Origin of the sequence: Pseudomonas sp. IT-P4 (assembly GCF_949767755.1) — a bacterium.
Lineage (GTDB): Bacteria > Pseudomonadota > Gammaproteobacteria > Pseudomonadales > Pseudomonadaceae > Aquipseudomonas > Aquipseudomonas monachiensis.
On sequence record NZ_CATKPX010000023.1, the window covers coordinates 518,594 to 533,170 of the forward strand.

General features: G+C 61.2%; 11 protein-coding genes. 4 read left to right on the forward strand and 7 right to left on the reverse strand.

Annotated features, from left to right (window positions below; genetic code table 11):
- The first annotated feature begins 131 nt into the window (after positions 1–131).
- Genes ACM6IT_RS08960 through ACM6IT_RS08970 form a run of 3 tightly spaced genes read left to right on the forward strand, consistent with a single transcriptional unit; the run spans position 132 to position 3,123 of the window.
- Positions 132–2,255, forward strand: a complete 2,124-nt coding sequence (locus ACM6IT_RS08960; RefSeq protein WP_223541339.1) for a putative bifunctional diguanylate cyclase/phosphodiesterase — start codon at positions 132–134, stop codon at positions 2,253–2,255.
- 45 nt (positions 2,256–2,300) lie between these two features.
- A complete protein-coding gene (locus ACM6IT_RS08965; protein WP_046039320.1) occupies positions 2,301–2,789 on the forward strand; it encodes a M48 family metallopeptidase in 489 nt (162 codons plus the stop codon).
- 37 nt (positions 2,790–2,826) lie between these two features.
- Entirely contained in the window at positions 2,827–3,123 is a 297-nt protein-coding gene (locus tag ACM6IT_RS08970) for a winged helix-turn-helix domain-containing protein (protein ID WP_008050237.1), read from the forward strand.
- A 141-nt stretch (positions 3,124–3,264) separates the two neighbouring features.
- Here ACM6IT_RS08970 and ACM6IT_RS08975 read toward each other — a convergent pair whose 3' ends face one another.
- Positions 3,265–3,717: a GNAT family N-acetyltransferase gene (locus tag ACM6IT_RS08975; protein ID WP_056726543.1), complete on the reverse strand. Its 453-nt coding sequence runs from the start codon at positions 3,715–3,717 to the stop codon at positions 3,265–3,267.
- A 258-nt stretch (positions 3,718–3,975) separates the two neighbouring features.
- On the opposite strand from ACM6IT_RS08975, the gene ACM6IT_RS08980 reads away from it, so the two are divergent.
- Positions 3,976–4,713: a substrate-binding periplasmic protein gene (locus ACM6IT_RS08980; RefSeq protein WP_056726544.1), complete on the forward strand. Its 738-nt coding sequence runs from the start codon at positions 3,976–3,978 to the stop codon at positions 4,711–4,713.
- Positions 4,714–4,870: 157 nt separating this feature from the next.
- Here the strand turns inward: ACM6IT_RS08980 and yccS are convergent, their stop codons facing one another.
- From yccS to ACM6IT_RS09010, 6 genes are all read right to left on the reverse strand, one after another.
- A complete protein-coding gene (yccS, locus tag ACM6IT_RS08985; protein ID WP_414917827.1) occupies positions 4,871–7,054 on the reverse strand; it encodes a YccS family putative transporter in 2,184 nt (727 codons plus the stop codon).
- 218 nt (positions 7,055–7,272) lie between these two features.
- The gene (locus ACM6IT_RS08990) at positions 7,273–8,451 is read right to left on the reverse strand and encodes an NAD(P)/FAD-dependent oxidoreductase (RefSeq protein ID WP_414917828.1); all 1,179 of its coding nucleotides are present in this window, start codon (positions 8,449–8,451) and stop codon (positions 7,273–7,275) included.
- A gap of 153 nt (positions 8,452–8,604) precedes the next feature.
- The gene (gene dbpA, locus ACM6IT_RS08995) at positions 8,605–9,942 is read right to left on the reverse strand and encodes an ATP-dependent RNA helicase DbpA (RefSeq protein WP_236709710.1); all 1,338 of its coding nucleotides are present in this window, start codon (positions 9,940–9,942) and stop codon (positions 8,605–8,607) included.
- Positions 9,943–10,047: 105 nt separating this feature from the next.
- Entirely contained in the window at positions 10,048–11,475 is a 1,428-nt protein-coding gene (mdtD, locus tag ACM6IT_RS09000; protein ID WP_056726548.1) for a multidrug transporter subunit MdtD, read from the reverse strand.
- A 176-nt stretch (positions 11,476–11,651) separates the two neighbouring features.
- The gene (locus ACM6IT_RS09005; protein WP_414913441.1) at positions 11,652–12,989 is read right to left on the reverse strand and encodes a TldD/PmbA family protein; all 1,338 of its coding nucleotides are present in this window, start codon (positions 12,987–12,989) and stop codon (positions 11,652–11,654) included.
- Positions 12,989–14,431 carry a TldD/PmbA family protein gene (locus ACM6IT_RS09010; protein WP_414917829.1) on the reverse strand — a complete coding sequence of 481 codons (1,443 nt, stop codon included), beginning with the start codon at positions 14,429–14,431 and terminating at the stop codon, positions 12,989–12,991. Before ACM6IT_RS09010 ends, ACM6IT_RS09005 begins: the two co-directional genes overlap by 1 nt.
- Positions 14,432–14,577 lie beyond the last annotated feature (146 nt).

A 14,577-nucleotide genomic window follows, 5' to 3' on the forward strand; every position in this document is an offset into this window, starting at 1 on the left:
AAGACACAATGATTAAGTGGTGGCTCACTGACACCTTCTGCTTTTGCAGAACCGGGTCTAGAGTGAGGGCACAGTATTTGTCCGGTTTTCAAGAGAAACCGGCCTGACACCCCCGCAATTAGAGAAGCAGCATGGAATGCGCGCAACCCACGCCAGTAGAAGGCGGCTCAACCCTTTTAGTCGTCGACGATTACCCTGAAAACCTGATCAGCATGCGCGCGTTGTTACAGCGCCAGGGCTGGCGGGTCATTACTGCCACCTCGGGTTTCGAGGCTCTCGGCTTGTTACTTGAACACGAAATCGACCTGGTGCTGCTGGACGTGCAGATGCCGGGCATGGACGGTTATGAAGTGGCACGCCTGATGCGCGGTAGCCAGCGAACCCGTCTCACCCCGATCATTTTCCTGACCGCCAACGAACAGTCCCAGGACGCCGTGATCAAGGGTTATGCCAGTGGAGCGGTGGATTACCTGTTCAAACCGTTCGACCCACAGATCTTCACGCCCAAGGTCCAGGCGTTGCTCGAACACCAGCGTAACCGTCGGGCCCTGCAGCGTCTGAGTCACGATCTGGAAGCCGCTCGTGCCTTTAATGCGTCGGTGCTGGATAACGCAGCCGAAGGCATTCTGGTGTTGGGCGAGGACGGTCTGATTCGTTTTGCCAATCCGGCGATGTCACGGTTGCTCAATGCCACGGTGCAGGAACTGCAAGGCAAGGAGTTTCTGGACTACCTGCAAAAGCCGCATATCCCGATCTGGGCCGATTCCGAGTTGCTGGCCGGATACAAGCGCGGCGAAACCTTGCGCCTGCACGATGCCCAGTTACGAACCGCGCCCGGCCAGCAGGTGCCGGTGGCCTTGTCCTGCGCGCCATTGCCCGCCGAGCAACACGCGATGGTTGTGACCGTGCTGGACATGTCGGTGGTGCGCCATCTGCATCAACAACTGGAATTTCAGGCGGTTACCGATCCGTTGAGCGGATTGCTCAACCGTCGGGGTTTCTACCAGACCGTAGAGAACCTGCTGTTGCGCGGTGAGCGTTCCAACAGCTCCTGGGTCTTGATGTACCTGGACCTCGACGGCTTCAAGCGAGTCAACGATTCCCTCGGGCACGATGCCGGCGATCGGGTGCTGCGCTGGGTCTCCGAACAGTTGAAGGCTTGCCTGCGGCCCTTCGACATTCTGGCGCGGATGGGCGGTGACGAGTTCACCGCGCTGCTGGATCTGGAGTTCCCCGAGCAGGCGGCGAAGATTGCCGAGAAGCTGATCGAGCGAGTGTCGATCTGTCAGCAGATCGATGGCCTCGATATCGCCCTGGGTGCCAGCATCGGCATTGCCACGTTCCCTGAATGTGGCGCCAATCTCGACGGCATGCTGCGGGCGGCCGACATCGCCATGTACGAAGCCAAGCGTGCCGGCCGCCAACAATATCGTTTCTACGATCATGAAATGAACGGCCGGGCGCGCACGCGGCTGATGCTGGAAGAAAGTGTGCGCACAGCCATCGAGAATCGGGATTTCAATCTGGTGTATCAGCCTCAGGTTGCGATTTCCGACGGGCGGATTCGGGGTTTCGAGGCCTTGTTGCGCTGGCAGCATCCGAGCGTTGGCGATGTCCCGCCGGGGCTGTTTTTGCCATTGCTGGAGGAGGCACGGCTGATCAGTCGCCTGGGCAGCTGGATCTACCATCGCGGCGCCGGGCAGCGTAAAGCCTGGGAATCCCTGTTTGCCGAGGACCTGGTGCTCGGCGTCAGCTTGAGCAGTACGCAGTTCGGCATGCCCAACCTGGTCACCGAGTTGCGCCAGGTGCTGGAGCGCCATGGCCTGCAACCGCATCATCTGGAGGTCGAGGTCACGGAAGAGGCCTTGATGCACAACCCCGAAGAAACCCGCAAGCAATTGCGCCTGCTGCACAATCTGGGCGTACGCGTGGCATTGGATGACTTCGGGGCCGGACCTTGCTCCCTGACGCACCTGCGTGACCTGGAGCTGGATACCCTCAAGATCGACCGCCATTTGATCGCCCGGTTGCCGGAGTCGGCAAGGGACGCGGCGCTGGTGCGCAGTGTGATCGACCTGTGCAGACAGTTCGGGATGCTGGTGATTGCCGAAGGGGTGGAAACCGTCGCGCAGTATGAATGGCTGCAAGCCAATGGCTGTGCATATGTGCAAGGTTTTCTCGTGGCCCGGCCGCTGATGGCCGAAGACACCGGGGCCTTTGTCCAGCCGTTTGACTGGAGCGCGCTGCCTCGCTGAATTCGCTACACTGGCGACCTTTCAGTGACCTGTATTGCCGCCCCGATGACCGTGTTGAAATATCTCCAGGCTTATCCCGCTACCTTGCAGGATCAGGTGCGCCAGCTGATCGCCGACGGTCGGCTGGGCGACTACCTGAGCCAGCGTTACCCGCAAAAGCACGGGGTGCAGAGTGACAAGGCGCTGTACACCTATGCCCTGGACCTCAAGCAGGAATACCTGCGTAATGCCCCGGCCATCGACAAGGTGCTGTTCGACAACCGTCTGGACCTGACCCACCGTGCCCTTGGCCTGCACACTACGATTTCCCGGGTGCAGGGCGGCAAGCTCAAGTCCAAGAAGGAAATCCGCATCGCTTCGCTTTTCAAGGAGGCGCCTTCCGAGTTCCTGAAAATGATCGTGGTGCATGAGCTGGCGCACTTCAAGGAGTCGGACCACAACAAGGCGTTCTACAAACTGTGCGAACACATGCTGCCGGGTTATCACCAGGTGGAATTTGATGTGCGGGTATACCTGACATGGCGGGATCTGTAGGAGCTGCCGCAGGCTGCGATCTTTTAAGGAGCATTGGATGGACGTGAGCAAGACCAAGAGCAGCTTCTATCGCCGGTTGTACGTGGCGTACCTTATCGACAGCGGGCTGGCCAGCAGCGTCCCGACACTGACCGAGGTCACCGGCATGCCCCGGCGCACGGCGCAGGACACCATCGCGGCGTTGGCGGATCTGGATATCATTTGTGAGTTCGAGCAGGAAGAGGGCGCGCGCAACCATGCGGGGCGCTATCGGATTCGCGAGTGGGGGGCGATTGATCGCGGGTGGATCGAGCGTAATCTGCGGCAGATCAAGGCGGTGCTGGAGTATCCCTGAAATCTTTTCAGAGGATTGACTGGCGCCTTCGTCGGAACGCCGCCCGGAGCAAGCCCGCTCCCACATTTGATCTCTATCGCACACAAAATCTGTGTTCACTGCTGATCTGATGTGGGAGCGGGCTTGCTCGCGAAGAGGCCCTTACGGACGACGCATGCCAATGTGTGGAATGCCATCCTCGACAAATTCCTCACCCGTCACGACAAACCCGTACCGCCCGTAATACCCCTGCAAATGCGTCTGGGCCGAGAGGTAGATCGGCGTTTGCGGCCAGCGTTCTTCAATCTGCTTCAATGCCTGCTCCATCAACTCATGTCCAAGCCCGGCACCTCGTGCTTGTGGAGCAATGATCACCCGACCGATCACTACGTCCCCGCCTTGCAGTTCCGGGTCGAGCAGCCGCAGATAGGCCACCAGTTGATTGTTGTCCCAGGCCATCAAGTGACAAGTGTCACCTTCCAGGTCCTGGCCATCCACGTCTTGATAAGCGCATTGCTGCTCGACGACGAACACTTGCGCACGCAACTGCAAAATGGCGTATAGCTGTTCCTTGCCCAGGTCGCTGTGGTGTTTGCAAATCCAATCGACTGTCATGTTTTGATTCCCTGAAAACGTCGTTCCGATACTAAGCGCACTCACGCCAGAAGTCTTTATGGCGGAAGAATCTGTGACAAAGGCCAAAATGCCATCATTCATTTTTCGCGCGGATGTCTTCTTTGTGTAATCTGGATCGCAGCGCTGGGTTGTTGCTTCGATGAGCTAATGTTGAGTACCCGGGTCCTGCCGGTACGGGGGGCTTGGGGTTTTGGCTGAAAACACGTCGGGCAACCCGCCCGCTAAGGATTTTCTGGCATGCCGCGATTGCATCGAGCGTTGGCCTTGATTGGATTGCTGTGGCTGGCTCAGGGAGCGGCTGCAGAAAAACTGCGGTTGGTTGCTGATGCCTGGCCACCCTTTACCGACTCCACGCTCGTCAACGGTGGTCTGGCCACGGACATTGTCAGTACCGCGCTCGCCAGGGCTGGTTATGCCAGTGATTTCGAACAGGTGCCCTGGGCACGGGCCTTGATGGGATTGGGCGAGGGTCGATACGACGTGCTGGTCAACGCCTGGTACACCGAGGAGCGAACCAGGCTTGGCCAGTTTTCCGGCGAGTACCTGCTCAATCGCGTGCGTTTTCTCAAGCGCAAAGATGCGCCCATCGAATTCAATAACCTGCAGCAATTGCACACTTATCCGATTGCAATTGTGCGTGGATACGCCTATTCGCCTCCGTTCGACAACGACGAGTCGTTGCAGAAAATCCCCGTGCACAGTTTCGCCATGGCGGTGCGCATGCTCGCGGCCGACCGGGTCAAGCTGACGCTGGAAGATGAATTCGTCGCCCGCTACTACCTGGCCCGTGAGTCACCCAAGGTGCGAAACGCCGTGGAGTTCCTGCCCAAGCCATTGAGCGAGAACAGCCTGCATATCATGGTCAGCCTGAAGAATCCCGAGCATGCACGGATCGTCGCCGGTTTCGACCGGGAGATCGCGGCGATGAAGGCGGACGGGAGTTATGACAAGTTGATTAAACAGCACGGGATGTGAGTGGGTTGAGCCAGTTTCTGTGCTGTTGCTGATGGCCTCTTCGCGGGCAAGCCCGCTCCCACACTAGATCTTCAGTCGACACAAATTTTGTGAACACAAGAGAACCCCTGTGGGAGCGAGCTTGCTCGCGATGAGGGCAGACCAGGCACCACAAATCTCAATCTTCACTGGTGTCCTTGATCAGATGCGCCGCCAATGTCCTCAACGGCCCCAACTGCCGGCAGATCAGTGCCAGTTGCGTCTGTACCAACCGCTGCCCTTCATCGATTTCATCAGGCATCTGTTCCAGTTCATTGGCCAGTGCTTCTTCTTCATCGCTCTGAATCTCGATCGAAGACTTGCTCGCCAGTCCTTGGGCGATCGCGTCGATGCTGGCGGCCAGTTTCACCCCGGCCCCTTCGATCAAGTGCTCACGCATGTCCGCCGGCAGTTGGGTTTCCCGGTGCGCGCCCAGGCCCGACAGGTAACTCAGTAACGTGTGTGACAGCACCAGGAAGCGGAAGCCTACGTCCGCTTCCTTTCGGAAATGCCCCGGCTCCATCAGCATGTTGGCCAGTGTGGTCGACAGCGCCGCGTCGGCGTTGTGCGCGTTGCGGCGGGCCAGGCGGTAAGCCAGGTCGTCGCTTTTGCCCGCCGCGTATTGCTGCATGATCTGGCGCAGGTAAATGCTGTTGCAGGCCAGGGTGTTGGCCAGCACCTTGTTCAGGCGTCGGCCTTGCCAGTCCGGCAGGAACAGGAACACCGCGAGGCCAGCGATCAGGCTGCCGAGCAAGGTGTCGAACAGCCGGGGCAGGAACAGCCCGTAACCGTCACCCACTTGGTTGAAGCAGAACAGCACCATCAGGGTGATCGCGGCCGTCGCCAGGGTGTAGCGGGTGGTGCGGTTGGTAAAGAACACCACCCCGGCGGCGATGGCGAAACACGACTGGATCAGCGGGTTCGGGAACAGGTCGAACAGCGCCCAGGCCAGGGTCAGGCCGATGGCGGTGCCGATGATCCGTTGACCGAGTTTGCGGCGGGTGGCGCCGTAGTTCGGTTGGCAGACGAACAGCGTGGTGAGGATGATCCAGTAGCCTTGGGACGGGTGAATCAAATGCACCATGGCGTAGCCGATGCTCAACGCCAGGGGCAATCGCAGGGCATGGCGAAACAGCAGCGAGGTTGGCGTCAGTTGCGTGCGCAAGCGCAGCCACACGTCCTTGAGGCTGCGCGGCGAGCGGTCGAGCAGGCTGCTGTCGGTGGCATCGGCCAGGGCGTCGGGGTTGCTGGCATCGCTGAGCAGGCGGTCGAGGGTGCCGAGGTTGGCCGCCAGTGCCCGCAGTGAACGCAGCAAACCGCGCCAGGCCGGGTTGCTCTGGATGCGCAGGTGTTCGAGGGAGGCATCGAGGTCGCTCAGGGCCTCGGCGAAACTGGCGTCATAGATGAACGGCTGGCGCATCTGGATCGATTCGGCCAGGGCCCGGCAGGCCTTGCCTTGCTGGCGCAACAGGCGTTGGCAGCGGAACAGCACGTCGCTGTGGAAGAAGGCGTCGGCCAGGGCGTTGTAAGGGTAGTGCGACGAACTGGCGCGCTCGTGGATGTCCTGGGCGAGGAAGTACAGCTTGAGGTAGCGGCTGACTTTCGACCCCGGGCGCCCGTTGCCGACCCGGTGCAGGATGATCTCCTTGGCGGCGTTCAGTGCCGCCACCACCCGGCCGTTCTGCTGGGCCAGTTCCAGGCGCCGAGCCTCCACGTCCATCTGCCGGATCGGCTCGAACAACGAGGATTTGAGCTTCAGGTAAAAGCCCAGTTCGCGGAACAACCGCGCCAGGCTCTGCTGCACCGGCTGATTGGAAAACAGCGCCTGCCACAACACTGACAGCACGCCGTACCAGGCTGCGCCTGCCACCAAAAGCAGGGGCTCGTGCCAGAAGTCGGTGACCGCGCCCCCACGCTGGTCCACGCCGATCATGGTGTAGACCGAAAGGATCAACGTCGCCGAGGCAATCGCGCCATAACGTTCGCCCAGGGCGCCGAGCATGGTCAGGCAGAACGCGGCCAGGGCGAAGGCAATGATGAAGAGGTAGGGGTAGGGGAAGAGCAGTTCGACGGAGAGGGCGGCAACCGCGAAGCACACCAGCGTCACCGCCAGCGCGTTGAGACGGCCCTGCCAGCTGTCGTCGGTCTCGGCCAGGGCACTGGCGATGATCCCCAGGAACAACGGGATCAGCAGGCCCATTTCATCCTGATACCAACACAGCGCCATGGTGCCGGTCAGGGCAATGAATACCCGCACGCTGTAGCTGAATTTATCCAGCGCCCAAAGGCGACGCAGAGACTGGCTGAACGAAGTCGATGACATGAAATGCGAAGGCCTTCCGAGGCAATGACGCTAAATTGAGCCACTAATGACGCCGACGCAATGGCGTCGATCACATCAGACAGCAAAATCTGTTCCTTTCCTGACTGAAATACGGTCCCTGTAGGAGCTGCCGCAGGCTGCGATCTTTTGACTTTGCTTTTCAAGATCAAAAGACCGCAGCCTCGTTTCACTCGGCAGCTCCTACAAGAACGGTGCGATCAGACGTACTGCGCAGCGGCGTAACCGGAAGCCCAGGCCCACTGGAAGTTGAACCCGCCCAGATGCCCGGTCACGTCCAGCACTTCGCCGATGAAGTACAGCCCCGGGCTTTTCAGCGATTCCATGGTCTTGGACGACACTTCATTGGTGTTGACGCCGCCCAGGGTCACCTCGGCAGTGCGATAGCCTTCGGTGCCGGCGGGCACGACTTTCCAGCTCGCCAGTTTCTCCGCGATATCGGCCAGTTCCGCGTGGGTGTACTGCTTCATCGGTTTGGAGACGAACCAGTTGTCCGCCAGCAGGTTGGCCATCTTCTTGGTGAAGATTTCACCGAGCAGGGTTTTCAGCTCGCTGTTTGGACGTTCGGCCTGTTGCTGTTGCAGCCATTCCGGCACGTCGTGATCCGGCATCAGGTTGATCTCGACGGTATCGCCGGACTCCCAGAACGACGAGATCTGCAAGATCGCCGGGCCGCTGAGGCCGCGGTGGGTGAACAGGATATTCTCGCGAAAGCTCTGGTCGTTGCAGCTCACCAGGCAATCCACCGACGTACCGGACAGCTCGGTGCACAAGGCCTTGAGCTGATCGGTGATGGTGAATGGCACCAGGCCGGCGCGGGTCGGCAGCAGTTCGTGGCCGAACTGTTTGGCCACCTGGTAACCGAAGCCGGTGGCGCCCAGGGTCGGGATCGACAGGCCGCCGGTGGCGATCACCAGGGATTCGCAGGTGATCTGGTCAAGCGTCGTGTCCAGCAAATAGCCCTTTTCGAGCTTCTCGATGGTCTGGATCGAGGTGTCCAGGTGCAGGCTGACGCCGACCTGATCGCACTCGTTGAGCAGCATCTCAAGGATGTCGCTGGATTTGTTATCGCAGAACAGCTGGCCGAGTTTTTTCTCGTGGTACGGCACGCCGTGCTTGGCGACCATGCCGATGAAATCCCACTGGGTATAGCGGGCCAGGGCGGATTTGCAGAAGTGCGCGTTCTGCGAGAGGAAATTGCTCGGCTCTGTGTACATGTTGGTGAAATTGCAGCGGCCTCCGCCCGACATCAGGATTTTCTTGCCGGCCTTGTTGGCATGGTCCAGCAGCAACACCTTGCGCCCACGCCCGGCGGCGGTCAGTGCACACATCAACCCTGCGGCGCCAGCGCCAATGATCACGACTTCGGTAGAGCGCAAAACGGTGTCCTCTTGATGTATCACCACAAAACCAATGTGGGAGCGGGCTTGCTCGCGAAAGGGCCATCACATTCAACATCAATGTCGACTGATAAACCGCTTTCGCGAGCAAGCCCGCTCCCACAGGGGGATCTTCGTTGGGTCGAAGATCGCTTACAAAATACGAACGCGCAACGAACGGCCCTTGATCTTGCCGTCGTTCAAACGCTGCAAGGCCTGCTTGGCAACGCCGCGCTCCACGGCCACATAGGCCTGGAAGTCGAAAATCGCGATCTTGCCGACCTGGGCACCGGGGATGCCGGCGTCACCGGTCAGTGCGCCAAGAATGTCGCCCGGACGAACCTTGTCCTTACGGCCGGCAGCGATGCACAGGGTGCTCATCTGCGGCAGCAGCGGACCACCACCCTTGGAGGTGAGGTTGTCCACCTGATCCCAGGTCAATGGTGTCTTCTGCAATTGTTCGATGGCCTGGGCGCGCTGCGCTTCGGACGGCGCCACCAGGCTGATGGCGAGGCCTTTCTCACCGGCACGGCCAGTACGGCCGACGCGGTGGATGTGGATTTCCGAATCGCGGGCCAGTTCGACGTTGATCACCATGTCCAGCGAGTCGATATCGAGGCCGCGGGCGGCGACGTCGGTCGCCACCAGCACTGAAGTACTGCGGTTGGCGAACATCGCCAGCACCTGGTCGCGGTCACGCTGTTCCAGATCGCCGTGCAGGCCGACGGCGGAAATGCCTTTGGCGGTCAGGTGGTCGACGGTTTCCTGAACCTGCTGCTTGGTGTAGCAGAAAGCCACGCAGGAGGCCGGGCGGAAGTGGCCAAGGACCTTGGTCACCGCACTCATGCGGTCATCCGGAGAGATCTCGAAGAAGCGCTGCTCGATCTGCGTGTCGTCGTGGAACGCTTCGGCCTTCACTTGCTGCGGGTTGCGCATGAACTTCGAGGCCAGCTGCTTGATGCCTACCGGGTAGGTGGCGGAGAACAGCAGGGTCTGGCGACGCTCCGGGGCCTGCATGATGATTTCTTCGATGGAATCGTAGAAACCCATGTCGAGCATGCGGTCGGCTTCGTCGAGGATCAGGGTGTTCAGGCCGTGGAGTACCAGCGAACCCTTGCGCAGGTGCTGCTGGATGCGTCCCGGGGTGCCGACGATGATGTGCGCGCCGTGTTCCAGCGAAGCGATCTGCGGGCCGAGGGACACGCCGCCGCACAAGGTCAGGACCTTGATGTTGTCTTCGGCGCGGGCCAGGCGACGGATTTCCTTGGCGACCTGGTCAGCCAGCTCGCGGGTCGGGCACAGGATCAGCGCCTGGCAACCGAAGTAGCGCGGATTGATCGGGTTCAGCAGGCCGATGCCGAAGGCAGCGGTCTTGCCGCTGCCGGTCTTGGCCTGGGCGATCAGGTCCATCCCCTTGAGGATCACCGGCAAGCTTTGCGCCTGGATCGGCGTCATCTGGGCATAACCGAGGGAGTCGAGGTTAGCCAGCATGGCGGCGGACAGCGGCAAAGTATTAAATTCGGTGGCGATGGTGGTCACGGGACTGGCCTGCAAAACAAAATGTCGCGCAGTGTACCAGCCCAGTGGCCATTCGCCCTAAGGCTCTATGTGTTCTTCCGGACGTTTAACACGCCGTCCGTCATTCCGTGACAGCTGGGAAAAGATCGTCGCGGCCAACATTGCCATGATTCCTACGGTCACGAAGGTCAATTGGAATGCCCCCAAAACCGTGTCCACGCCATCATTGCCAATCTCCGCCGTAAAGCCACCGAGCAATGCACCCGCGCACGCAACCCCCAGGCTCAGGGACAATTGCGCGACCACCGACAGCAAGCTGTTGCCACTGCTGGCGCTGGCATCGTCGAGGTCGATCAGGGTCACGGTGTTCATCGCAGTGAACTGCAAGGAGTTGATCGCGCCAAGGATCGCCAGCTGGCACAGCAGCAGCCAGTACGGCGTCTGCTCGCTGACCAGGCCCATGCTCGCCAGCATGATCCCCAGGGCCAGGGTGTTGCCGGTGAGCACGATGCGGTAGCCCAGACGCTCGATCAGCGGCCGCGCCACCCACTTGGCGATCATCGCCGCCGCCGCCAGCGGCAGCATGCTCATCCCGGCCTGGGACGGCGAATAGCCCAGCGCCACTTGCAGCAGCAACGGCACCAGAAAGGGCAGGGCGCCGCTGCCGAGACGGGCGAACAGGTTGCCGAGAATGCCCACGGCAAAGGTCCGGGTCTTGAACAGCGACGGCGCGAACAACGGGTTCTCGATATGCCCGGCGCGCAGCCAGTACGCCGCCAGGCACGCCATGCCGCCGAACAGCAGCAACATCACCCGCAGATGCGGCAGGTGCAATTCGCCCAGGCCTTCCATGGCGATGGTGATCAGAATCATCGCCGCGCCAAACAGCACGAAGCCCAGGCTATCGAAGCGCGTGCGCTCGGAACCGCGCAGGTCCGGGATGAATTTCCACACGGCGTAGCAACCGACCAGCCCCACCGGCAGGTTGATCAGGAAGATCCAGTGCCAGGTCAGGTATTGCACCATCCAGCCGCCCATGGTCGGGCCGATCAAGGGGCCGAGCAGCCCGGGAATGGTGATGAAGCCCATGATCCGCACCAGTTCCGAACGCGGGTAGGCGCGCAGCACCACCAGCCGCCCAACCGGCAGCATCAATGCGCCGCCCAGGCCCTGGATCACCCGGGCACCGATCAGCATGCTCAGGCTGCTCGACAATGCGCAGAGCAGCGAGCCGAGGCTGAACAGCAAAATCGCACTGAAGAAGATTTTCCGGGTGCCAAAGCGGTCGGCGATCCAGCCGGACGCGGGAATCAGCAAGGCGACGGTGAGCATGTAGGCGATGATCACGCCCTGCATGCGCAGCGGATCTTCGGCCAGGTCCCGGGCCATGGCGGGCAGGGCGGTGTTGAGGATCGTCCCGTCGAGGGACTGCATGAAGAAGGCAATGGCGACGACCCAGGGTATCCAGCGGGCGGTCACGGCGTCGAGAGGCGGGCGGTTGGGCATGGGACCTCTGAGTCAGATAGTGCTCGGTCCCTGTGGCGAGGGAGCTTGCTCCCGCTCGGCTGCGCAGCAGTCGTAAATCCGGTTTGTGTGGTCTTTCAGGTGAACCGGACTTGCAAGTTTTGGGGCTGCTTCGCCGCCCAGCGGGAGCAAGCTCCCTCGCCACAGGTGTGTTGTGTTTACAGGGTCAGGGTCAATCGGCTGACCAACGCCCCCGGCAACAACGCCGACGCCGTCGCTCGCTGACTATAGGTACTCGCCGACAACAACAACTCCCGCTCCTCGGTCAAGGCTTCCAGTTGCGAACCGAGCAGGCTGAAGGCGCTGTCATCGAAGCGCATGGTGTTGACCGGCGCCTGGATCTCGCCGTTCTCGACCCAGAACGTGGCAAACCGGGTCATGCCGGTCAGGCGTGCGGCCGGTTGATCCGAGAAGTTCAGGTACCACAGGTTGCTGATGTACAGCCCCGTGCCCAGTTGCTTGAGGATGTCCGCGTCAGGCAATGCTCCGGCTTTCATGTTCAGCGCGCTCGGTGACTCACCGCCGCTGGCGCCATTGGCGGTCAAGCCGTATTCGGCGGCGCTGCGCGAACTGACCAGTCGTGCCCCGGCCTTGCCGTCGACGATCAACTTAAGATCGCTGCGTGGATAACCCTCATCGGAAAACGCCGGGCTCAGCGAGCCGCTGACTTTTTCATCCAGCGAGACCTGCGGGCTGAACGCGCTGTCGCCACCGTAGAGCTTTTGCAGCGGGCTGCTTTTGCTGGCGATCGACTGTGCCGAGAAACCACCCCAGCACAGCATGCCCATGATTTCTTCCAGCGCCGCCGGTGCCAGGTAAGCGCGGTACTGGCCGGGCGGCAAAGTGCGCAGCGGCCGGCCCAGAAACTCAAGCTGCTCGCGGGCCTGCTGGAAGCGTCTGGCAAAGCCTTCGCTATTCCAGTCGTGCCCGGCGTAACTGGCTTTCACGGCCTGGCCATTCTCGTGGAACAGGCTGAAGTCGAAATTGAAACTGTTGGCCTGATGCCAGCCGAAGGCGCCCGAAGAACTGGCAAAGCCACGACTGATCGGGCCGGCGGCGTAGAAACCGACAAGATCCAGGCCTTCGGCGGCCTGGGTGATTTGCGCGACTACCTCCTCGGTGTCCGGCAGCGGATGCGATTGCACGTTGTTGCTCTGCCAGCCGTTGTGGTTGAGCAGCAAATAAGGATCCTGAGGCAGCAGCGGCAAGGTTTCCCGCAGCTGTTGCAGGCCTTCGGTCAAACGTTGCAGATCAACCTGGGGATCGCCGCCCAGGGTGATGTTCAGGTCGGCATGGCGGCCTTCGTTAATCAGTTTCAGGCCGATACTCGCCTGCTGCACCTGACCGGCCTGACGCACCCTGGCGTGGTTGAAACGCACGAAGGCCGACGACTCGGCGGCGTAGCTGAGGGTGAACTGCTCGGGCTCGCGCAGGGCTTCACGCAGGCTGTTGACCAGCGCCTTGAACGACGCGGACTGGCTGTTTGAAGGATTCATCAGGCGTCTCCTCCGAATACATCAACATTGCTGAACACGCAGGCCGGTGACGCGTGGCCGACGCGGATCACCTGGTTCGGTTCGCCCTTGCCGCAGTTCGGTGTGCCGAGGACCTTCAGGGTACTGGCATCGCCGACGGCGCTGAGGCTCTTCCAGAATTGCGCGGAGATGCCCCGGTAATTGGGGTTCTTCACCACACCCTTGAGTTCGCCGTTTTCGATCAGTTGGCCCCATTCGCAGCCGAACTGGAATTTGTTGCGCGCATCGTCGATCGACCATGAACGGTTGGTCGACATCAGCACGCCGTGTTCGATACCGCCGATCAGTTGTTCGATGGACTGGTCGCCCGGCTCGATGTTGAGGTTGGCCATGCGGTCGATCGGCGGGCGGTTCCAGCCACAGGCACGGCTGTTGGCGACGCCGTCCATGCCCGCACGAAATTGCGACAACGCACCGCCCAGCGGGCGCAGTAGCAGGCCTTCGCGGATCAGGAACTGTTTGCTGGCAGGCGTGCCGTCGTCGTCATGGCTGTAGCTGGCGAGTTCCTCGGGGATGTCCGGGTCGAAGGACACGTTGAGCAGGCCGGAACCGTATTGCAGGCGCCCGAAATCACTGGCTTTGACGAAGCTGGTGCCGGCGTAGTTGCGCTCGTCGCCGAGGATGCGGTCCAGCTCCAGCGGATGGCCGATGGACTCGTGGATTTGCAGCATCATCTGGTCGGGCATCAGCAACAGGTCGCGCTTGCCTTGCGGGGTGTTCGGCGCCAGGAGCAATTGCAGGGCCTGATCGGCCACCTGGGCACCGGCACCGATCAGGCCGCAGCGGCTGATGACGTCCGCCGCGCCTTGCTGGCCGAAGTTCTCGCGGCCAAGGCTGCGGGTCTGGCTGTCGTTGCCGTCGTAGGCCGTGACGTCCAGGCCGGGGTACACAAAGCGTTGGGCCTGGCGAAGTTCGGCACCGGCGCTGTTGAGGTAGATCTGCTCGACGTGGGTGATACCGAGGCTGACCTGCCAGTTCACCAGGCGGTCGTCCTTGGGCACGGCGGCGGATTCGGCGCCGAGCAACTGGTAGCACTCACTCAGGGACGGGAAGGCCTGGTCGAGGTTAGGTGAGAAGTAATCGGCGCGGTCGCTGGAAACAGCTTGTTCGCGCAGGTCCAGCAAGGCGTGGGGCTTGAGTCGACGGGCCTGGAGTTCGGCGCGTTCGAGGGCGGCTTGCAGGCCTTGTTGCGACAAATCGTTGGTGGCCGCATAGGCCTCGACGCCATTGACCCGCACGGTCAGCATCGCCCCTTCGTCACGGCTCAGGCTCGGCGGTTCGGCGACGTTCTTGCGCACCGACAGGTACTGCCCGGACTCGCGTACATAACGCAGGGAAAAGAATTCGGCACCCGTGCGCAAGGCAGCGAAGCGCTGCTTGAGCTGGGGGTAAAAATCGAACATTCGTGAACCTCCTGGGTATGGAGTGGCGATGGAGCGGTGCTGCGAGGGGAGAGGTGAAACGATTGCGTGGCGCTAGATTAGGCCTGCAAGGGGGGAGGGATCAAGGATGGAGCGGTCTAGAGCGGTGGATACTTTGGGAGGGATGG

Excerpts from the sequence above, each read along its gene's own strand:
- ACM6IT_RS08960 (WP_223541339.1), top strand. The coding sequence starts at position 132 with ATGGAATGCGCGCAACCCACGCCAGTAGAAGGCGGCTCAACCCTTTTA.
- ACM6IT_RS08965 (WP_046039320.1), top strand. The coding sequence starts at position 2,301 with ATGACCGTGTTGAAATATCTCCAGGCTTATCCCGCTACCTTGCAGGAT.
- ACM6IT_RS08970 (WP_008050237.1), top strand. The coding sequence starts at position 2,827 with ATGGACGTGAGCAAGACCAAGAGCAGCTTCTATCGCCGGTTGTACGTG.
- ACM6IT_RS08975 (WP_056726543.1), bottom strand. The coding sequence starts at position 3,717 with ATGACAGTCGATTGGATTTGCAAACACCACAGCGACCTGGGCAAGGAA.
- ACM6IT_RS08980 (WP_056726544.1), top strand. The coding sequence starts at position 3,976 with ATGCCGCGATTGCATCGAGCGTTGGCCTTGATTGGATTGCTGTGGCTG.
- yccS (WP_414917827.1), bottom strand. The coding sequence starts at position 7,054 with ATGTCATCGACTTCGTTCAGCCAGTCTCTGCGTCGCCTTTGGGCGCTG.
- dbpA (WP_236709710.1), bottom strand. The coding sequence starts at position 9,942 with ATGCTGGCTAACCTCGACTCCCTCGGTTATGCCCAGATGACGCCGATC.
- mdtD (WP_056726548.1), bottom strand. The coding sequence starts at position 11,475 with ATGCCCAACCGCCCGCCTCTCGACGCCGTGACCGCCCGCTGGATACCC.
- ACM6IT_RS09005 (WP_414913441.1), bottom strand. The coding sequence starts at position 12,989 with ATGAATCCTTCAAACAGCCAGTCCGCGTCGTTCAAGGCGCTGGTCAAC.
- ACM6IT_RS09010 (WP_414917829.1), bottom strand. The coding sequence starts at position 14,431 with ATGTTCGATTTTTACCCCCAGCTCAAGCAGCGCTTCGCTGCCTTGCGC.